The sequence below is a fragment of the Chromobacterium sphagni genome (assembly GCF_001855555.1).
Classification (GTDB): domain Bacteria; phylum Pseudomonadota; class Gammaproteobacteria; order Burkholderiales; family Chromobacteriaceae; genus Chromobacterium; species Chromobacterium sphagni.
The window spans coordinates 197,580-217,936 of the sequence record NZ_MKCT01000017.1 but is presented as its reverse complement, the minus strand read 5'-3'; the positions used below and the strand labels follow the sequence as shown (position 1 = coordinate 217,936).

The 20,357-nt window shown below is 63.8% G+C and carries 18 protein-coding genes; 5 read left to right on the top strand and 13 right to left on the bottom strand.

What is annotated here, in order from left to right; genetic code table 11:
* The first annotated feature begins 56 nt into the window (after nucleotides 1-56).
* Both BI344_RS09270 and BI344_RS09265 read left to right on the top strand, forming a co-directional pair.
* On the top strand, nucleotides 57-1,562 hold the full coding sequence (locus BI344_RS09270; protein ID WP_158020768.1) for an MFS transporter: 1,506 nt from the start codon (nucleotides 57-59) through the stop codon (nucleotides 1,560-1,562).
* Nucleotides 1,563-1,607: 45 nt separating this feature from the next.
* Nucleotides 1,608-2,252: a TetR/AcrR family transcriptional regulator gene (locus BI344_RS09265; protein ID WP_071112665.1), complete on the top strand. Its 645-nt coding sequence runs from the start codon at nucleotides 1,608-1,610 to the stop codon at nucleotides 2,250-2,252.
* A gap of 88 nt (nucleotides 2,253-2,340) precedes the next feature.
* Here the strand turns inward: BI344_RS09265 and sucD are convergent, their stop codons facing one another.
* From sucD to BI344_RS09200, 13 genes are all read right to left on the bottom strand, one after another.
* Nucleotides 2,341-3,225, bottom strand: coding sequence for a succinate--CoA ligase subunit alpha (gene sucD / locus BI344_RS09260; RefSeq protein ID WP_071112664.1), 885 nt, complete (start codon nucleotides 3,223-3,225; stop codon nucleotides 2,341-2,343).
* A 27-nt stretch (nucleotides 3,226-3,252) separates the two neighbouring features.
* Nucleotides 3,253-4,425, bottom strand: coding sequence for an ADP-forming succinate--CoA ligase subunit beta (gene sucC / locus BI344_RS09255; protein WP_021478969.1), 1,173 nt, complete (start codon nucleotides 4,423-4,425; stop codon nucleotides 3,253-3,255).
* A gap of 162 nt (nucleotides 4,426-4,587) precedes the next feature.
* Complete coding sequence (lpdA, locus tag BI344_RS09250; protein ID WP_071112663.1) at nucleotides 4,588-6,021, bottom strand: dihydrolipoyl dehydrogenase; 1,434 nt, start codon at nucleotides 6,019-6,021, stop codon at nucleotides 4,588-4,590.
* Nucleotides 6,022-6,036: 15 nt separating this feature from the next.
* Nucleotides 6,037-6,222 (bottom strand): hypothetical protein, encoded by a 186-nt coding sequence (locus BI344_RS09245; protein ID WP_071112662.1) that lies wholly within the window; start codon nucleotides 6,220-6,222, stop codon nucleotides 6,037-6,039.
* A gap of 53 nt (nucleotides 6,223-6,275) precedes the next feature.
* A complete protein-coding gene (gene odhB / locus BI344_RS09240) occupies nucleotides 6,276-7,526 on the bottom strand; it encodes a 2-oxoglutarate dehydrogenase complex dihydrolipoyllysine-residue succinyltransferase (RefSeq protein ID WP_071112661.1) in 1,251 nt (416 codons plus the stop codon).
* A 54-nt stretch (nucleotides 7,527-7,580) separates the two neighbouring features.
* A complete protein-coding gene (locus BI344_RS09235) occupies nucleotides 7,581-10,406 on the bottom strand; it encodes a 2-oxoglutarate dehydrogenase E1 component (RefSeq protein WP_071112660.1) in 2,826 nt (941 codons plus the stop codon).
* 129 nt (nucleotides 10,407-10,535) lie between these two features.
* Nucleotides 10,536-11,825 (bottom strand): citrate synthase, encoded by a 1,290-nt coding sequence (gene gltA, locus BI344_RS09230; RefSeq protein WP_071112659.1) that lies wholly within the window; start codon nucleotides 11,823-11,825, stop codon nucleotides 10,536-10,538.
* Nucleotides 11,826-11,883: 58 nt separating this feature from the next.
* Nucleotides 11,884-12,132, bottom strand: a complete 249-nt coding sequence (locus tag BI344_RS09225; RefSeq protein WP_071112658.1) for an FAD assembly factor SdhE — start codon at nucleotides 12,130-12,132, stop codon at nucleotides 11,884-11,886.
* A complete protein-coding gene (locus BI344_RS09220) occupies nucleotides 12,129-12,839 on the bottom strand; it encodes a succinate dehydrogenase iron-sulfur subunit (protein WP_071112657.1) in 711 nt (236 codons plus the stop codon). Before BI344_RS09220 ends, BI344_RS09225 begins: the two co-directional genes overlap by 4 nt.
* 14 nt (nucleotides 12,840-12,853) lie before the next feature.
* Nucleotides 12,854-14,629, bottom strand: a complete 1,776-nt coding sequence (gene sdhA, locus BI344_RS09215) for a succinate dehydrogenase flavoprotein subunit (protein WP_071112656.1) — start codon at nucleotides 14,627-14,629, stop codon at nucleotides 12,854-12,856.
* Entirely contained in the window at nucleotides 14,629-14,973 is a 345-nt protein-coding gene (gene sdhD, locus BI344_RS09210) for a succinate dehydrogenase, hydrophobic membrane anchor protein (RefSeq protein WP_071112655.1), read from the bottom strand. Before sdhD ends, sdhA begins: the two co-directional genes overlap by 1 nt.
* On the bottom strand, nucleotides 14,967-15,344 hold the full coding sequence (gene sdhC, locus BI344_RS09205) for a succinate dehydrogenase, cytochrome b556 subunit (protein ID WP_071112654.1): 378 nt from the start codon (nucleotides 15,342-15,344) through the stop codon (nucleotides 14,967-14,969). Before sdhC ends, sdhD begins: the two co-directional genes overlap by 7 nt.
* 223 nt (nucleotides 15,345-15,567) lie before the next feature.
* On the bottom strand, nucleotides 15,568-16,302 hold the full coding sequence (locus BI344_RS09200; RefSeq protein ID WP_071112653.1) for a GntR family transcriptional regulator: 735 nt from the start codon (nucleotides 16,300-16,302) through the stop codon (nucleotides 15,568-15,570).
* A gap of 199 nt (nucleotides 16,303-16,501) precedes the next feature.
* Between BI344_RS09200 and BI344_RS09195 the strand changes: the two genes are divergently transcribed.
* The 3 genes from BI344_RS09195 (at nucleotide 16,502) to lysS (ending at nucleotide 20,292) form a co-directional block, all read left to right on the top strand.
* Complete coding sequence (locus BI344_RS09195) at nucleotides 16,502-17,482, top strand: malate dehydrogenase (RefSeq protein WP_071112652.1); 981 nt, start codon at nucleotides 16,502-16,504, stop codon at nucleotides 17,480-17,482.
* Nucleotides 17,483-17,592: 110 nt separating this feature from the next.
* Nucleotides 17,593-18,700, top strand: a protein-coding gene (prfB, locus tag BI344_RS09190; RefSeq protein WP_139166937.1) for a peptide chain release factor 2 whose coding sequence is annotated in 2 segments (ribosomal slippage) — nucleotides 17,593-17,676 and nucleotides 17,678-18,700 — 1,107 coding nt in all. Because the reading frame shifts where the segments join, the coding sequence is not laid out codon by codon here.
* 83 nt (nucleotides 18,701-18,783) lie between these two features.
* Complete coding sequence (gene lysS, locus BI344_RS09185) at nucleotides 18,784-20,292, top strand: lysine--tRNA ligase (protein WP_071112651.1); 1,509 nt, start codon at nucleotides 18,784-18,786, stop codon at nucleotides 20,290-20,292.
* Nucleotides 20,293-20,357: the final 65 nt, after the last annotated feature.

Below are 20,357 nucleotides of genomic sequence, written 5' to 3'. Positions count from 1 at the left end.
TTATTAAATAAATCGGGCTCTCTACACTGGGGCATCGCCATCGCCGAATGCCCGCCATGCCCCAGTCCTCCTCCGCCCGCCCTCTGCCGCAACTCCTCGCCATCGCGCTGATCGCCTGGCTGGAATTCCTGCAGAACGGCATGCTCAATTTTGCCTCCTCCCATGTGATGGGCGGCGTCGGCGCCGGACCGGAGGAATTCAGCCTAGCGGCGATGGCCTACGCGCTATGCGCGGTGGTGGCGCTGTTCAACCATCAATGGTGCGTCCAGCGCCTGGGTTCGCGCCGCCACCTGCAAATCTCGGTCGCCTTGTTCGGGCTGGGCGCGCTGATCGCCGGCAATGCGCAGACGCCGACCGCCTTCATCGCCGGACGGGCGGTGCAGGGCTTGGGAGGCGCGGCCTTCTTCACCGCCGCCCGGCTGGAAGTGGCCCAGCTACCGCCGGCCTGGCGCGCCGCCGGCCTGGTGGCCTTCGGCCAGGCGCTGCTGCTGGGTTCGGCGCTGGGCCCGCTGCTGGGAGGAATGATATTGCGCGCCGGCAACTGGCGCGGCATCTTCTGGGCCATCCTGCCCTGCCTGCCGGCCGCGCTGTGGGCCGCGCAGCGCCTGCCCCTGCGCCCGCCGGCGACATCCCGCCCCCGCTACCACTCTTCCGCCTTCATCTGGCTGATGGCGGCCGCTTTCCTGTTGCAATGGCTGATCCAGCAACTGCCCTATCAGTTGTTCGGCCATCCGCAACGGCTGCTGGGCCTGCTGCTGGCCGCCCTGGGCTGCTATGCCGTCCTGCGCCTGCGGCACCCCGGCCGCGCTTCGGACCGCGAGCACTGGCAGGCGCTGAAACAGCCGGCATACTTGCTTGGATTGCTGTGCTACAGCGGCTGCTACCTGCTGGTTTCGGCCAACAGCTACATCCTGCCGGCCATGGCCATCCAGGCGCTGGGTTTCGATGTGCCCGCCAGCGGCGCGCTGTTGGCCATCAGCTTCTTCGCCGGCATGGGCTTCGCCATGCTGTACGCCGGGCTGCTGCGCTCGCGCCGGCCGCCGGGCTTGGCGCCGACCATGCTGTGCGGCTGCCTGCTGCTGGCGCTGTACGGCTGGCTGATGAGCGGACTGAACGGCGAGGCCACCAAGCTGCGGCTGATGCTGATCCTGCTGCTCCACGGCGGCTTCATGTCGCTGTTCATCATGGCCACCGCGCAGCGCACCTTCCGCGACATCGCCCCCGCGGCGTTCGGCCATGCTTACCAGACCAAGAACATCGTGCGCCAGGTGTCCATCTCCGCCGGCATCGCGCTGGCCACGGTATTCATGCAGGCGCGCAACGCGCTGCATTACAGCCGTCTTGGCGAGAATTTTTCCTGGAATACGCCACAGTTTGTCGATGCTTTGCATCAATTGCGACAATTCATGCCCGATTTGAGCGATACTCAACGCTTGGGAGTGCTGGCCGGCGAACTCGCCCGGCAGGCCACGCTGCTGTCCTGCCTGGATTTCTTCCGGCTGGAAAGCTGGATCGCGCTCGGCCTTGCCGCCAGCGTGCCGCTTCTGCGCAAGCGGGTGTGAGCGCGGCCCCTCCCGACCATGTCCGAGTCATCAGGAAAAATCATCATGCGTAAAAGCGGCAGCCAATCGCCGACCTTTGACAAAATCATCGAAGCCAGCCTGCAGCTGTTCAACCAGGAGGGCGAACGGGTGATCACCACCAACCACATCGCCGAGCGGATGAACATCAGCACCGGCAAGCTCTACTATCACTTCCGCAACAAGGAAGAGATAGTCAACGAGCTGTACCAGCGCTACGTGAAGGGCATGGGGGAGCAGCTGTCCGCCGCCATCAACCATTGCAACTCGATAGAGGCGATGGTGGGCGCGATGGAGAAGACACTGCGCCACATCTGGAGTTTCCGCTTCCTGCCGCAAAGCCTGCCCAGCCTGTTCTGCGTCAACCCGGTGCTGGCGGAAAACCACCAGCAGATCTCACGCGGCCAGCTCAACAACAAGCTGGGCCAGCTGTTTGCCCGCCTGCGCGAACAGGGCATGTTGCAAGGCGACGACAGCCAGCTGCAACACCTGGTACAGCACTTCCAGATGGTGCAGACCGGCTGGGTCACCTCCATCCGCAACAGCGCCAGCGCAGCCGAGCTGGAGCGCATGGTGGAGGCCGGCTGCCGCAGCCTGATGTATCTGCTGTCGCCCTACGTCAGCCCGCGCTTCCAGCAGCCGTTCCAGCGCGCCTGCGCCCGCTTCGCCTGATCAGAACCCAATAAAAAACACCCCGAAGATCGCTCTTCGGGGTGTTTCGCATAGCCGGCCCGCTTCGCGGCGGGCCTGAGGCCGTGGCTTAGATCATGCCCTTGCTTTTCAGCAGTTCGAACATGGTTTTGCCGATTTCGGCCGGGCTGCGGGTATAGGCGATGCCTGCGCGCTCGAAAGCCTTGAACTTCTCTTCCGCGGTGCCCTTGCCGCCGGAGATGATGGCGCCGGCGTGGCCCATGCGCTTGCCCTTCGGCGCGGTGACGCCGGCGATGTAGCCGACTACCGGCTTGGTCACGTAGGATTTGGCGAACTCGGCCGCCTCTTCCTCGGCGGAACCGCCGATTTCGCCGATCATCACGATGGCGTCGGTGTCCGGATCATCCTGGAACAGACGCAAGGCATCGATGTGGCTGGTGCCCGGGATCGGATCGCCGCCGATGCCGATGCAGGTGGACTGGCCCAGGCCCAGCGCGGTGGTTTGCGCCACAGCCTCGTAGGTCAGGGTGCCGGAGCGGGACACGATGCCGATGCGGCCCGGATTGTGGATGTGCCACGGCATGATGCCGATCTTGCACTCGCCCGGGGTGATGATGCCGGGACAGTTCGGGCCGATCAGGCGGATGCCGGCTTCGTCGACGGCCTTCTTCACATACAGCATGTCCAGGGTGGGCACGCCTTCGGTGATGCAGACGATCAGCTTCACGCCGCTGTCGATGGCTTCCAAGATGGAATCCTTGGCGAAGGCCGCGGGCACGTAGATCACCGAGGCGTCGGCCTGGGTCTGACGCACGGCGTCCTTCATGGTGTTGAACACCGGCAGGCCCAGATGCTCGGCGCCGCCCTTGCCCGGAGTCACGCCGCCCACAACCTTGGTGCCGACCTTCAACGCCTGTTCGGCGTGGAAGGTGCCGTTCTTGCCGGTGAAGCCTTGCACCAGCACTTTGGTGTCTTTGTTTACCAATACGCTCATTTTGTATTCCTCAGCTCAGTGCGGGTCTCAGGCCACGGCCTTGACGGCGGCGACGATCTTCTCGGCAGCGTCGTTCAGACCCTGGGCGGAAGTCAGTTTCAGGCCGGATTCGTCCAGGATCTTGGCGCCCAGTTCGGCGTTGTTGCCTTCCAGACGCACCACCACCGGCACGGTCACGTTCACTTCCTTGACGGCAGCGATGATGGCCTCGGCGATCATGTCGCAGCGCACGATGCCGCCGAAGATGTTGATCAGCACGCCCTGCACCGAGGTGTCGGCCAGGATCAGCTTGAACGCCTCGATCACGCGCTCCTTGGTGGCGCCGCCGCCCACGTCCAGGAAGTTGGCCGGCTGGCCGCCCTTCAGCTTGATGATGTCCATGGTGGCCATCGCCAGGCCGGCGCCGTTCACCATGCAGCCGATATTGCCTTCCAGCGCCACGTAGTTCAGGTCGAATTCGGAAGCCTTCACTTCGCGTTCGTTCTCCTGGCTCTTGTCGCGTTGCGCCAAGAGTTCCGGGTGGCGATACAGCGCGTTGGAGTCCAGGTTGATCTTGCCGTCCACGCAGGCCAGCTCGCCGTTTTCGCGCAGCGCCAGCGGGTTCACTTCGAACAGCGCGAAGTCGTTTTCGACGAAGGCCTGGTAGGAACCCAGCATCAGCTTGCTGAAAGCGGCGATCTGCGCGCCGGACAGGCCCAGCGCGAAGGCGGCGTCGCGAGCCTGGAACGGCTGCATGCCCACCAGCGGATCCACTTCGATCTTGATGATCTTTTCCGGAGTTTCTTCGGCAACCTTTTCGATCTCCACGCCGCCTTCGGTGGAAACCATGAATACGACGCGCTGGCTGCCGCGATCCACCACGGCGCCCAGGTACAGTTCGCGCTGCACCGGGTACATGTCTTCGCACACCAGAACCGAATTCACCGGCTGGCCGGCGGCGTCGGTCTGATAGGTCACCAGGTTGGTGCCGATCAGGGTCTTGGCGACTTCGGCGGCTTCTTCGCGGCTCTTCACCACTTTCACGCCACCGGCCTTGCCGCGGCCGCCGGCGTGCACCTGGGCCTTGACGACGGCAAACTTGCCGCCCAGCTTGTCGTAAGCGGCAGCCGCTTCTTCCGGCGACTTGGCCAGAATGCCTTGTTGCACCGGCAGGCCGTAACGGCTCAGCAGCTCTTTCGCTTGGTATTCATGCAGGTTCATCTATGGTTTCCTTTCGGGGAAATGATGGCGGGCATGCGCCTCTGCCTCTATTCCTTGATCGCTTGCCAAACCTTGTTGGCGGGACCGGTCGCGAGCCCCCCGGCTCGGCGATCCGGCCCTATACCGGTCGGGTCGTGCGCATTGTACACGACCCGGCTCCCATCAACCGTGCAACGCGCGCTTGTCGGCGGCGAGCGCGGCTTCGTGGATCACTTCCGACAGCGACGGGTGGGCGTGGACAATGCGCGCCAGGTCTTCGCTGGCGGCCTTGAACTCCATCGACACCACGCCTTCGCTGACCAGCTCGGACACCATCGGGCCTATCATGTGCAGGCCCAGGATGCGGTCGGTCTTGGCGTCGGCCAAAATCTTCACCGTGCCCTGCGCCATGCCCAGGCCCAGCGCGCGGCCGTTGGCGCCGAAGCCGGAAGTGCCCTTCTTGTACTCCACGCCTTCCGCCTTCAACTGCTCTTCGGTCTTGCCGACCCAGGCGATTTCCGGCGAGGTGTAGATCACCCACGGAATCACGCCGAAATCGACATGCGGCTTCTGGCCGGCGATGCGCTCGGCCACCGCCACGCCCTCTTCCGACGCCTTGTGCGCCAGCATCGGGCCGCGCACCACGTCGCCGATCGCCCATACATTGGGCAGATTGGTGCGGCAGTGCTCGTCCACCGCGACGAAACCGCGCTCATCCAGCTGCAGGCCGACGGTCTCGGCGCCCAGGCCCTGGGTGTGCGGCACGCGGCCGATGGAGACGATCAGCTTGTCGAATTCCGCCTTGACCGCTTCGCCGTTCAGCTCGTAATTGACGACGACGCTCTTCTTGCCGGCCTTGATCTCGCCGATCTTGACGCCCAGCTTGATGTCCAGGCCGGTGTCGCGGGTCAGCGTCTTGAACGCTTCCTTGGCGATCTGCTGGTCGGCCGCCGCCAGAAAGGTCGGCATCGCTTCCAGGATGGTGACTTCCGCGCCCAGGCGCTTCCATACCGAACCCATTTCCAGGCCGATCACGCCGGCGCCGATCACGCCCAGGCGCTTGGGCACGGCGGTGAGCGCCAGCGCGCCCTCGTTGTCCAGCACCAGCTGGTTGTCGGTCGCCAGGCCCGGCAGCGCGCGCGGGCTGGAGCCGGTGGCCACGATCACGTGGGCGGCTTCCAGCGTGTCCACCACCGCGCCATTGTCGGTGACTTCGATCAGCCACTTGTCGCCCTGGCGGCCCTTGAAGGCGGCCAGGCCGTGCACATTGGCCACCTTGTTCTTCTTGAACAGGAAGCTGATGCCGGCGGCGTTCTTGGTGATGATGTCGGTCTTGCGGGCCAGCATCTGGCCCACGTCCATCTTGGCGCCGGAGACGCTGATGCCGTGCTTGGCGAAGTCGTGCTGCACCGCGTGGAAGTTTTCCGACGACTGCAGCAGCGCCTTGGACGGAATGCAGCCCACATTCAGGCAGGTGCCGCCCAGCGAGGCCTTGCCTTCCGGGTTCTTGAACGCGTCTACGCAGGCGGTATTGAAGCCCAGCTGGGCCGCGCGGATGGCGGCCACATAACCACCGGGGCCGCCGCCGATCACTACAACATCAAACTGTTGGCTCATGGGATTTCCCTTGAATCAGGCCTTGCTCACTTTGAACAGCAAGACCCCGAAAGCGATCATGAACAGAGCGATGACGATCTTGCCTACCCGGCTGTAGCCGTCCTCGCGCACGCCGCGCCGATGCTTCTTCCAGGTGAGGAAGAGCAGCACCACGCCGGCCAGTATCGAGGCGACGCCGTAAAACCAGTCAGGCAGATCCATTCATGCTCCGTTCTTGCAGATTCGGACAGGCCGGCTTGCGCCGGCCCGACGTGTTACAGGTCGAGAATCAGACGGGCCGGGTCCTCGATGGCGTCCTTGATCGCCACCAGGCTCAGCACCGCTTCGCGGCCGTCGATGATGCGGTGGTCGTAAGACTGGGCAAGATACATCATCGGGCGCACCACCACTTGACCGTTCTCAACCACGGCGCGCTCCTTGGTGGCGTGCATGCCCAGGATCGCCGATTGCGGCGGGTTGATGATGGGAGTGGACATCATCGAACCGAAGGTGCCGCCGTTGGAGATGGTGTAGGTGCCGCCAGTCAGCTCTTCAACGGTCAGCTTGCCCTCCTGGGCGCGCTTGCCGAATTCGGCGATCTGCTTCTCGATGTCGGCCAGGCTGAGCTGGTCGGCGTTGCGGATCACCGGCACCACCAGGCCGCGCGGGCTGCCCACCGCCACGCCAATGTCGAAGTAGCCGTGGTAGATGATGTTGTTGCCATCGACCGAAGCGTTGACGATGGGGTATTTCTTCAGCGCGGCGACCACGGCCTTGACGAAGAAGCCCATGAAGCCCAGCTTGATGCCGTGCTCTTTCTCGAAGCGGTCCTTGTACTTGGCGCGCAGATCCATCACCGGCTTCATGTTCACTTCATTGAAGGTGGTGAGGATGGCGTTGGTTTGCTGCGACATGATCAGGCGTTCGGCCACGCGCTGGCGCAGACGCGACATCGGCACGCTCTGTTCCGGACGGCCGGACAGGATGGAGGCCACGTTGACGGCGGACGGCGTGGACGACAGCGCCGCGCCGGCGGACGCGCCGATCACCGGGCCGGCTTGCGACGGCGCGGCCGGCTTGGCGGCGGCCTGCACGTCTTCCTTCAGCACGCGGCCGTCGCGACCGGAGCCGGCGACATTGGCCAGGTTCACGCCGGTTTCCGCGGCCAGCTTGGCGGCGGACGGCATGGCGGCTGCGCCGGCAACCGGGGCGGCGGCCTGCACCGGCGCCGGAGAGGCTGCGGGCGCCGGAGCCGCGGCGGCTGCCGGAGCGGCGTCGCCGGCCTTCGCGGCGGTGTCGATCTTGGCGATCAACTGGCCGGACACCACGGTGGCGCCGTCCTGCTCGATGATCTCAACCAGCACGCCGGCTTGCGGAGCCGGCAGTTCCAGCACCACCTTGTCGGTTTCCAGGTCGATCAGGTTTTCGTCGCGCTTGACGAATTCGCCGACCTTCTTGTGCCAGCTCATCAGCGTGGCTTCGGATACGGATTCCGGCAATTGCGGGACTTTGACTTCAATCAGCATGTTCTTCTCCATGGCGGGGCGGCGGCCATGCCGCCCCTGATCTTTCTCGTAGGCTCAGCGGGCTACCGACATTGCTTCTTCGACGAAGGCTTTCAGCTGGGCGACGTGCTTGCTCATATACCCCACCGCCGGCGAGGCCGACGACGGACGACCGGCGAACGACAGCTGCTGCTTGGCGGAAAGCAGGCCTTCCAGGCGGTGGCGGATCTGGTACCAGGCGCCCTGGTTGCGCGGCTCTTCCTGCACCCACATCACTTCCTTGGCCTGGGTGAAGCGCGCCAGCTCGGCGGCCACCTGCTCGGTCGGGAACGGGTACAACTGCTCGATGCGGACGATGGCGACCTCGTCCTCCAGGCCGCGCTCCTTGCGGCCGGCGGCGAGGTCGTAATACACCTGGCCGGCGCACAGCACCACGCGCTTCACCTTCTTCGGGTCCTGCACCGTCGCGTCGCCGATCACCGGGCGGAAGCTGCCGCTGGTGAAGGCTTCGATCGGGCTCATGGAATCCTTGAAGCGCAGCAGGCGCTTGGACAGGAAGATCACCAGCGGCTTGCGGTACGGACGCAGCACCTGGCGGCGCAGCATGTGGAACATCTGGCTGGCCTCGGACGGCATCACTACCTGCATATTGTGCTCGGCGCACAGCTGCAGCCAGCGCTCCAGGCGGGCGGAGGAGTGCTCCGGGCCCTGGCCGTCGTAGCCGTGCGGCAAGATGGTGGTCAAGCCGCACAGACGGCCCCACTTGGTCTCGCCGGAGGAGATGAACTGGTCGATGGCCACTTGGGCGCCGTTGGCGAAGTCGCCGAACTGGGCTTCCCAGATCACCAGCTGGTCCGGAGCGGAACAGGCGTAGCCGTACTCGTAGGCCAGCACCGCTTCCTCGTTCAGGATGGAGTCGATCACCAGGAAGTCGGCCTGGTTGTCGGACATATTGCGCAGCGGCACATAGGCGCCCTGGTCCCAGCTCTCGCGGTTCTGGTCGTGCAGCACCGAATGGCGGTGAGAGAAGGTGCCGCGGCCGGAGTCCTCGCCCGACAGGCGCACGCCGAAGCCGTTGGTCACCAGCGAAGCGTAAGCCAGCGTCTCGGCCATGCCCCAATCGACGTTCTGCTCGCCGGCGGCCATCGCCTTGCGCGCCGCCAACACTTTCTGCACGGTCGGATGCAGCTTGAAGCCGTCCGGTAGCGCGGTGAACTTGTCGGTCAGGCGCTGGATGTCGGCCTGCGGCAGCGAGGTGTCGGTGGGATGCGCCCAATGGGTGCCCAGATACTGGCTGAAGTCCAGCGCATGTTCGCGGCGGTAGTTGGTGAGCGCGGTCTGTTCGACGTGCTCGCCCTTGTCCAGCGCGTCGCGGTAGGCCTGGATCTGCGCGTCGGCCTCTTCGGACTTCAGCACGCCCTCCTGCACCAGACGCTCGGCGTACATGGCGCGCACGCCCTGATGCTTGGCGATCTTCTTGTACATCATCGGCTGGGTCAGGAAGGGATCGTCGCCCTCGTTGTGGCCCAGCTTGCGGTAGCAGACCAGATCGATGACCACGTCCTTCTTGAAGGTCATCCGGTAATCCAGCGCGGCCTGCATCACGTAGCAGACGGCTTCCGGATCATCGCCGTTCACGTGCAGGATAGGCGCTTCGATCATCTTGGCCACGTCGGTGCAATACATCGTAGAACGGATATCGCGGGTGTCCGAGGTGGTGAAGCCCACCTGGTTGTTGATGACGATGTGGATGGTGCCGCCGGTGCCGTAGCCGCGGGTCTGCGACAGGTTGAAGGTGCCCTGGTTGACGCCCAGGCCGCCGAAGGCGGAGTCGCCGTGGATCAGCACCGGCACCGCGGACTTGCGCTCCGCGTCCTTGCGGCGGTCCTGGCGGGCGCGCACCGAACCCTCGACCACCGGGTTGACGATTTCCAGGTGCGACGGGTTGAACGCCAGCGACACGTGCATCGGGCCGTCGGCGGTCGGGATGTCGGACGAGAAGCCCATGTGGTACTTCACGTCGCCGGAAGCCATCTGCTGGGCAGCCTTGCCTTCGAACTCGGCGAACAGGTCGCGCGGCTGCTTGCCCAGGGTGTTGACCAGCACGTTCAGGCGGCCGCGGTGGGCCATGCCGATGATCAGTTCCTGCACGCCCTGGGTGGTGGCGTTCTGGATCAAGTGGTCCAGCGCGGCGATGGCGGATTCGCCGCCTTCCAGCGAGAAACGCTTCTGGCCGACGTACTTGGTGTGCAGGTAGCGTTCCAGCGTCTCGGCCGCGGTGATCTGCTTGAGGATGCGCTGCTTCTTGGCCGAGTCATAGCGCGGCGTGGACAGGTCGCCCTCGAAACGCTTCTGCACCCAGTGCTTCTCGTCGGACTGGGTGATGTGCATGAACTCGACGCCGATATTGCCGCAGTAGGTCTGCTTCAGGCGCGCCAGGATGTCGGACAGCGGCAGCCTCTGCGGGCCCACCAGCGAGCCGACATTGAACTGCACCGCCATGTCGGCATCGGTCAGGCCGTGGGTGGCCGGGTCCAGTTCGCGCACGGTCTGCTGATCCATGCGTTTGAGCGGGTCCAGATTGGCCTGGCGCGAGCCCAGCACGCGGTAAGCCGAGATCAGCTTGAGCACGCCCACCTGCTTTTGCATCGCCTCCCAGTCGGCGGCGCTGCTGCGCGTGCCGGACTGGGGCTTCTTGGCCAGCTGGATGAACGACTCCTGGATAGGCTGGTGCGGCACGTCGCGCTCGGCGGCGCCCGGCGACTGGGCCAGCTTGTCGAAATAGTCGCGCCATTCTTGCGGAACGGCATTGGCGTCAGCGAGGTACTGTTCGTACAGCTCCTCGATGAACGGCGCATTCCCACCGAACAGGTAAGAATGGCTGTACATGGATTGCATCATGGTCTGGCTACCCTTTTGTCTTACGTTGCAGCATGGCTCAAAGCGCTTGGGCAAGGGCTGCCTTGCCCCAGCGCTCTGAAAAAAGGGCTGGCTGAAGCCCCCGCTCCAGCCAACCCCGCGTTCAGGCTGTCAGCGCTTGGCGACTTCCACGAAGTCGCGGCGCGGCGAACCGGTGTACAGCTGGCGCGGACGGCCGATCTTCATGCCCGGATCGGCGATCATCTCGCTCCAGTGGGCGATCCAGCCCACGGTGCGGGCCAGCGCGAAGATAGGCGTGAACATCGACACCGGGATGCCGATGGCCGACAGCACGATGCCGGAGTAGAAGTCCACGTTCGGATACAGCTTGCGCTCGATGAAGTACGGGTCGTTCAGCGCGATCTTCTCCAGCTCCATCGCCAGCTTGAACTTCGGGCTGTCGCCCAGGCCCAGTTCCTTCAGCACGTCGTCGCAGGTTTGCTTCATGATGGCGGCGCGCGGGTCCATGTTCTTGTACACGCGGTGGCCGAAGCCCATCAGCTTGTAGCGCTTGTCCTTCACGCCCTGCATGAAGTCGGCCACGTTCTCGACGCTGCCGATCTCGTCCAGCATCTTCAGCACGGCTTCGTTGGCGCCGCCGTGCGACGGGCCCCACAGGCAGGCGATGCCGGCGGCGATACATGCGAACGGGTTGGCGCCGGAGGAGCCCGCCAGACGCACGGTGGAAGTGGAGGCGTTTTGCTCGTGGTCGGCGTGCAGGGTGAAGATGCGGTCCATGGCGCGGGCCAGCACCGGATTCACCTTGTACTCTTCGCACGGGGTTGAGAACATCATGTGCAGGAAGTTTTCCGCGTAGGTCAGGCCGTTTTTCGGGTAGGAGAACGGCAGGCCCTTGTTGTAGCGGTAAGCCTGGGCGGCGATGGTCGGCAGCTTGGCGATCAGACGGTGCGCCGAAATGCGGCGGTGCTCCGGATTGGAGATGTCCAGCGAGTCATGGTAGAACGCCGACAGCGCGCCCACCACGCCCACCATCACCGCCATCGGATGCGCGTCGCGGCGGAAGCCCTTGAACAGGCTCATCAGCTGGTCGTGCAGCATGTTGTGACGCATCACGCCGCGCTCGAACTCCTTGTGCTGCGCCGCGGTCGGCAGCTCGCCGTTCAGCAGCAGGTAGCACACCTCCAGGTAGTCGCTCTTCTCGGCCAGTTGCTCGATCGGGTAGCCGCGGTAGTACAGGTGGCCCAGATCGCCATCTATGAAGGTGATGCCGGATTCGCAGCTGGCGGTCGCCAGGAAGCCCGGATCGAAGGTGAACATGCCGGTTTTGCCAAAGGAGCGGATGTCGACGACGTCCGGACCCAGCGTGCCCCCCAGGACCGGCAGGTCCATGGAGTCCTTACCCTCGTTGTAGCTGAGCGTGACTTTGCGATTAGTTTCCACAGCAATACTCCCAGTCGGTTTATATCGTTGTTGTTGGAGTGGTTTCAGGTTTCGGCCGTCACAGCGATCTGAGGATCACCACAATGGCCATCTCTTCCGGATCCTCGAGATCGGCCTTGCCGCTGACGATATCCAGAAAATCGGTGTCGGCCAGATCCAGCAGCCTGCGGTAGGCCTCGAACTCGGCCGGGGCCAGCCGTCCGAACGGGCCGGCGAGGAATTTCTCCAGCACCAGGTCCAGTTCGAGCAGCCCCCGGCGCGAGCGCCAGCGCATCCGTTTCAGCTCTATCGGATCGAAAGTCGTCATACCGCGCGCTTGACCATCAGGTCCTTGATCTTGCCGATGGCCTTGGTCGGATTCAGATTTTTCGGGCATACGTCCACGCAGTTCATGATGGTGTGGCAACGGAACAGGCGGTACGGGTCCTCCAGATTGTCCAGCCGCTCGCTGGTGGCTTCGTCGCGGGTGTCGGCGATGAAGCGGTAGGCGGCCAGCAGGCCGGCCGGGCCGACGAACTTGTCCGGATTCCACCAGAACGACGGGCAGGAGGTCGAGCAGCAGGCGCACAGGATGCACTCGTACAGGCCGTCCAGCTCCTTGCGGTCTTCCGGCGACTGGCGGCGCTCGCGTTCCGGCGGCGGCGTGTCGTTGATCACGTAAGGCTTGATCGAGTGGTACTGCTTGAAGAACTGCGCCATGTCGACGATCAGGTCGCGCACCACCGGCAGGCCCGGCAGCGGACGCAGCTCGATCGGCTGTTTCAGGCCGCGGAAGTCGGTCAGGCAGGCCAGGCCGTTCTTGCCGTTGATATTCATCGCGTCGGAGCCGCAGACGCCTTCGCGACAGGAGCGCCGGAACGACAGCGTGTCGTCCTTGGTCTTCAGCTTGACCAGCGCGTCCAAGAGCTTGTGCTCGGTCGCGTCCATCTCGATGCTGATGTCCTGCATGTACGGCTTGGCATCCTGGTCCGGGTTGTAACGGTAGATGCGGAATTTGATGGTATCGGTAGTCATCTCTGGTTCAACCCTTAGTAGGTGCGGGCCTTCAGCTTGATCGTGTCGACGGTCAGCGGCTTCATGTTCACCGGCTTGTATTCCAGACGGTTGCCGTCGCGGAACCACAGCGTGTGCTTCAGCCAGTTGACGTCGTCGCGGCCGTTGGGCGTAGCCTCGGTGTCCAGCGCGTCGTCGCGGACGTGGGCGCCGCGCGATTCGGTGCGGGCGTTGGCGGAAATCATGGTCGCCTTGGCCACTTCGATCAGGTTTTCCAGCTCCAGCGCCTCGATGCGCGCGGTGTTGAACACCTTGGACTTGTCGCCGATCTCGGTCCGCGCCACCATTTTTTCCACTTCCAGGATGCGCTCCACGCCCTCGGCCAGCATGTCCTTGAAGCGGAACACGCCGCAGTGGGTCTGCATGGTGCGCTGCAGTTCGGCGCGCGCCTCGTGCACCTGCACGCCGTCGGTCTGGTTGTCCAGGCGGGCGACGCGGGCGATGGAACGCTCGACATCGGCCTCGGCCAGGTCCGGCAGGTCCTCCGGCTGCTGCTTGATGAACTCGATCATCGAGTTGGCCGAGCTCTTGCCGAATACCAAGAGGTCCAGCAGCGAGTTGGTGCCCAAGCGGTTGGCGCCGTGCACCGAGGCGCAGGCCACTTCACCGGCTGCGTAGAAGCCGTGCACCGGCGCGCCGTGGATCACCACTTCGCCGTGGTAGTTGGTGGGAATGCCGCCCATCTGGTAATGGCAGGTCGGCACCACCGGGATCGGCGCCTTGATCGGGTCCACGCCAGCGAACTTGATCGAGATCTCGCGGATGCCCGGCAGCTTGGACATGATCACCTCGGGGTCGAGGTGGGTGATGTCCAGCAGCACGTGATCCTTGTTCGGGCCGCAACCGCGGCCTTCGTTGATCTCGGTCACCATCGCGCGCGACACCACGTCGCGGCTGGCCAGATCCTTGGCGTTGGGCGCGTAGCGCTCCATGAAACGCTCGCCCGCGCTATTACGCAGGATGCCGCCTTCGCCACGCACGCCTTCGGTGATCAGCACGCCCGCGCCGGCCACGCCGGTCGGGTGGAACTGCCAGAACTCCATATCCTCCAGCGGAATGCCGGCGCGCGCCGCCATGCCGATGCCGTCGCCGGTATTGATGAAGGCGTTGGTGGAGGAGGCGAAGATGCGGCCGGCGCCGCCAGTGGCGAACAGGGTGGCCTTGGCCTGGAACACGACGATTTCAGACGTTTCCATTTCCATCGCCACCACGCCCTGCACGCGGCCTTCGGCGTCGCGGATCAGGTCCAGCGCCATCCACTCGACGAAGAAGTGGGTGTTGGCGCGCACATTGCGCTGGTACAGCGCGTGCAGCATCGCGTGGCCGGTACGGTCGGCGGCGGCGCAGGCGCGGCGCACCGGCTTGCCTTCGCCGAAGTCGGACATGTGGCCGCCGAACGGACGCTGGTAGATGGTGCCGTCCGGATTGCGGTCGAACGGCATGCCGAAGTGCTCCAGCTCGACGACCACTTTCGGCGCCTCGCGGCACATGAATTCGATCGCGTCCTGGTCGCCCAGCCAGTCCGACCCCTTGACGGTGTCGTACATGTGCCAGTGCCAGTTGTCCGGCTCGGAGTTGCCGAGCGAGGCGGACACGCCGCCCTGGGCGGCCACGGTATGGGAACGGGTGGGGAAAACCTTGGACAGCACGGCGGTCTTCAGGCCGGCTTCCGACAATTGCAGCGCGGCGCGCATGCCGGCGCCGCCGGCGCCCACAACCACCGCATCAAAATGACGAACAGGTATGCCCATTACAGCCCCCAAACCACTTTAACGGAATAGATAAAACAGGAAACCAGCCATACGATGGTGAACATGTGCAGCGCCAGGCGGATGCCCACCGGCTTCACATAGTCCATCCACACGTCGCGGATGCCCACCCATACGTGCAGGAACAAGGCCAGCAGCGTGGTCTGGGTCAACACTTCCACCCAGGTGTGGCTGAACAGTTCTTTCCAGCCATCGTAGCCGGACGGCAGCGCCAGCAAAAACAGCGCCATCGCCACGGTGTAGATCACCATGACGACGGCGGTGACGCGCTGCATGATCCAGTCGCGCAGGCCGTAGCCGGCGCCGACAACGTTGCGGTTTACCATAGAGCGACTCCCCCCAGAACCACGGTCAGCACCAAGCTGACTACCAGCACGGTCTTGGCGGTCGCGCGGGCGGTCTCAAGTTCCAGACCTTTGTGAATATCGAGAAACAGGAAGCGGATGCCGGCACAGAAGTGATGCATATAGGCCCAGATCAGACCCAGCAGCACCAACTTCATCAACGGGTGCGACACCACGGCGCGGTAGGTTTCGAACGATTCGGCCGAGCTGAGCGAACCGTGCAGCAGATAGATCAATAGCGGGAGGGAAAAGAACAGCGCCACACCACTGACCCGGTGCAGGATGGAGACGAAGCCCGGCACGGGCAGTCTGATCCTGGCCAAGTCCAGATGCTTCGGTCTTTGCTTCTGCATAAGGCTTTCCTTGGATGTTTTTGTGACCACGAGGGTTACATGACGGACTGCCCACCACGGACCGCCCGCCTGGCCGGTTCTGCCCTTGTGTTCGGGCGATGCCTGCCAATACCTGGCATATTGCCGACAATTCATTTGCAATATGCGCCGGGGATTCTAACAAATCTCGGACTACCCCGTACTGCTTCCGGACCTATTTAATCTGCGTCAAACCGGCGACGCTTCAATCGTGCTTTACTGTATAAGCCAGCTGGTGCGTCAGGCAGTAGCGCTGCCGCCACTCCAGCGGCCTGCCGTCCATCGACTCCGACAAGCGCAACAGGCACAGCGCCGGCACATCTGCCACCATGCCGGTCACGCCCAGGAGCCCCGCCTCTTCCCGCGGCAGCATCTCGGCGCGGAACTGTTCGCTGCGCACCCGCAGCCGCACGCCGAAGCGCTGCTGCAAGGTGGCGTACACGCCGGCGGAGTTGCGCAGCCAGCGCGCCTCCATCCCTTCAAACGCCTCGGCCGGCAGCAGCACGTCGTCCAGTGCCACCGGCGCGCCGTGCCAGCGCCACAGCTGGCGAATTCTCAATAAAGGCGCTAAGCGCCGCAATTGCAACGCATCGGCGATGTCTTCGCTGGCATTCAGCCGCGACAGGCCGAGAAATTCGCGCGCCAGCTCGTCCGGCGGCTCGGAAAACAGGCCCGGCGTCAGCAGGACGGCGTCGCCCCAGTCGCCCGGCACCGGCGCCACATAGGTGCCGCGGCCCTGCTGCCGGTAAAGCAAGCCGGCGGACTCCAGCTCAGACAAGGCCTTGCGCACCGTACCCTGGCTCGCGCCCAGCTCGCCGGCCAGCTCCCATTCGCTGGGCAGCGCGTCGTGCGCCCGCCACTCGCCTTCGCCCATCCGCTGCAGCAGCAGCTGTTTGACTTGGACATAAAGCGGCTGTCTTTTCAGGGTATTGGCCGTCATGATCTGTGTTTTAACACCAAACAAATCAAGCGTAAAGGCAAGTCTTATATAAGACATAATACTTAAACGGCTGTTTGACTCCACATTCTTGACCAATTAGCCCAAATCGATAAACAGCCGTGATACACTTCCTGCCACACCTATACTGCAGAGCAACATCTGCAGCTCATTATCGGATACGTCAAAGGAGACTCCGCCAATGAAAGCCCCCGTTCGCGTTGCCGTAACCGGCGCTGCCGGCCAGATCGGCTATAGCCTGCTGTTCCGTATCGCCAGTGGCGAGATGCTGGGCAAGGACCAGCCGGTCGTTCTGCATCTGCTGGATCTGCCGCAAGCCCAAACCGCGCTGAAGGGCGTGATGATGGAGCTGGAAGACTGTGCCTTCCCGCTGTTGGCAGGCATGGTAGCCACCGACGACCCGAACGTGGCCTTCAAGGACGTGAAAGTGGCCCTGCTGGTCGGCGCCCGCCCGCGCAGCAAGGGCATGGAGCGCAAGGACCTGCTGGAAGCCAACGGCGCCATCTTCACCGTGCAGGGCAAGGCGCTGAACGACCACGCCGCCCGCGACGTCAAGGTGCTGGTGGTGGGCAACCCGGCCAACACCAACGCCTGGATCGCGATGAAGTCGGCTCCGGATCTGGACCCGAAAAACTTCACCGCGATGTTGCGTCTTGACCACAATCGCGCGCTGTCGCAAATCGCCGCCAAAACCGGCAAGCCGGTGGCCGCGATCGAGAAGCTGGCCGTGTGGGGCAACCACTCGCCGACCATGTACGCCGACTACCGCTTCGCCACCATCGATGGCCAATCGGTCAAGACCCTGATCAACGACGACGTGTGGAACCGCGACGTGTTCCTGCCCACCGTCGGCAAGCGCGGCGCCGCCATCATCGAAGCGCGCGGCCTGTCGTCCGCCGCCTCCGCCGCCAACGCCGCCATCGACCACATCCGCGACTGGGTGCTGGGCAGCAACGGCAAGTGGGTGACCATGGGCGTGCCGTCCGACGGCTCCTATGGCATCCCGGAAGGCGTGATGTACGGCGTACCGGTTGTGTGCGAAAATGGCGAATACAAACGAGTTGAAGGCTTGGAAATCGACGCGTTCAGCCGCGAGCGGATGGACCTGACCCTGGCCGAACTGGAAGAAGAGCGCGCAGCCATCGCTCACCTGTTTGGCTGATACCCGAGCCGGATCGAAGAAAGCGCACCGCAAGGTGCGCTTTTTGTCTTTGATCAAACCAGAATTTCATATTTGAATTTACTAATATCGACTGCCATTTGGAGTAGAGCATGATTGAAGTTGAAGTCCTGAACCAAATCGCGGCCAAGATCGAAGACCTGGCCGCCCGCGCCGCCGACATTCGGGGGTATCTTTGACTACGACGGTAAAAAAGACCGTCTGGAAGAAGTCTCCCGCCTGACCGAAGACCCGGATATCTGGAACGATCCCAAGCGGGCGCAGGATCTGGGCCGCGAGCGCAAACAGCTGGAAGACGTGGTGCTGGTGCTGGACGGCATCAACGCCACCCTCGCCGATAGCCGCGAACTGTTCGACATGGGCAAGAGCGAGGACGACGACGACACCATCTTCGCGGTGCAGGCCGATCTGGAAGATGTCGAGGCCAAGGTGGCCAAGATGGAATTCCGCCGCATGTTCCATGACCCGATGGACCCCAACAACTGCTTCCTGGACATCCAGGCCGGCGCCGGCGGCACCGAGGCCCAGGACTGGGCCGGCATGCTGCTGCGGATGTACACCCGCTACGCCGAGCGCAAGGGCTTCAAGGTGGACGTGTTGGAAGTGTCCGAAGGCGAAGTGGCCGGCATCAGCAGCGCCACGCTGAAGATCGAGGGCGAGTACGCCTACGGCCTGTTGCGCACCGAAGTGGGCGTGCACCGCCTGGTGCGCGTGTCGCCGTTCGACTCCAACGCCCGCCGCCACACCTCGTTCTCGTCGGTCTTCGTCTACCCGGAAGTGGACGACAGCTTCGAGATCGACATCAACCCGGCCGATCTGCGCGTGGACACCTATCGCGCATCCGGCGCCGGCGGCCAGCACATCAACAAGACCGACTCGGCGGTGCGGATCACCCACATCCCCACCAACACCGTGGTGCAGTGCCAGAACGACCGTTCCCAGCACCGCAACCGCGACGAGGCGATGCAGATGCTGCGCGCCAAGCTGTACGAGCTGGAACTGAAGAAGCGCAACGAAGCCAAGCAGGCGCTGGAAGACACCAAGACCGACGTGGGCTGGGGCCACCAGATCCGCTCCTACGTGTTCGACCAGTCCCGCATCAAGGATTTGCGCACCAGCCACGAGGTGGGCAACATCAAGGGCGTCATGGACGGCGACCTGGACGGCTTCATCGAAGCCAGCCTGAAGCACGGCGTCTAAGCCAAACCGGCCGGCTCCCCAGGGGGCCGGCCAAGCCGTTTTTATTGTTTTGCCGCAGGAAACCAACCCGGCACGGAGTCATCATGTCTGATCACGAACAAGCACAGGCGCAAAGCCAAGACGAAAACCAGATCATGGCGGAACGCCGCCTGAAACTGCAGGCGATCCGCGAAAAAGGGATCGCCTACCCCAACGACTTCAAACGCAGCCACTTTGCCAAACCGCTGCAGGACGACCACGCCGCTAAAGAAGCCGAAGCGCTGGAAGCCGAGAAAATCGAAGTCGCCGTCGCCGGCCGCATGATGCTTAAACGTGTGATGGGCAAAGCCAGCTTCGCCACCATGCAGGATGTCAGCGGCCGCATCCAGGCCTTCATCTCCCGCGACAACGTCGGCGAGGACATCTACGCCGACTTCAAGCGCTGGGACATGGGCGACATCATCGCCGTCAAGGGCCTGCTGTTCAAAACCAAGACTGGCGAACTGACCGTGCAGGCCACCGAAGTGCGCCTGTTGTCGAAGAACATCCGTCCGCTGCCGGAAAAATTCCACGGCATGACCGATCAGGAACAGAAATACCGCCAGCGCTACGCCGACCTGATCATGAGCGAGGAAAGCCGCGCAACCTTCATCAAGCGCTCCAGGATCGTGCAGAAGATCCGCGACGTGATGGTGGGCGAAGGCTATCTGGAAGTGGAAACCCCGATGATGCACCCCATCCCGGGCGGCGCCACCGCCAAGCCGTTCGTCACCCACCACAACGCGCTGGACATGCCGCTCTACCTGCGCGTGGCTCCGGAGCTGTACCTGAAGCGCCTGGTGGTGGGCGGCCTGGAGCGCGTGTTCGAGATCAACCGCAACTTCCGCAACGAGGGGATGAGCACGCGCCACAACCCCGAGTTCACCATGATCGAGTTCTACGAAGCCTACAGCGACTACCAGCGCATGATGGAGATGACAGAAACCATCATCCGCCAGTGCGCGCTGGTGTCCTGCGGCTCTACCACCGTGTCCTACCAGGGCAAGGAAGTGGACTTGGGCAAGCCGTTCGACCGCTTCACCATCGTCGGCGCGATCAAGCACTACAACCCGCAATACACCGACGAACAACTGTCCGACTCCGCCTGGGTAGCCAGCGAGATCAAGCGCCTGGGCGGCAAACTGCCGCCGGCGCCGGGCCTGGGCAGCCTGCAGCTGGCGCTGTTTGAGGAATGCGCGGAATCGCTGCTGTGGAACCCGACCTTCATCGTCGACTACCCGGTTGAAGTCTCCCCGCTGGCTCGCGGCTCCGACACCCAGCCGGGCCTGACGGAGCGTTTCGAGCTGTTCATCGTCGGCCGCGAGCACGCCAACGGCTACTCGGAGTTGAACGACCCGGAAGACCAGGCCGCGCGCTTCATGTCTCAGGTGGCCCAAAAGGACGCCGGCGACGACGAGGCGATGCACTACGACGCCGACTACATCCGCGCGATGGAATACGGCCTGCCGCCGACCGGCGGGTGTGGCATCGGCATCGACCGTTTGGTGATGTTGTTGACGGATGCGCCGTCGATTCGGGATGTGATCTTGTTCCCGCAGATGCGTCCGGAGTAAGATTTAGTCCAGACACTGGGCTGATGAGAAAGCCGCTCACTGCAAGGTGGGCGGCTTTTTTTCAG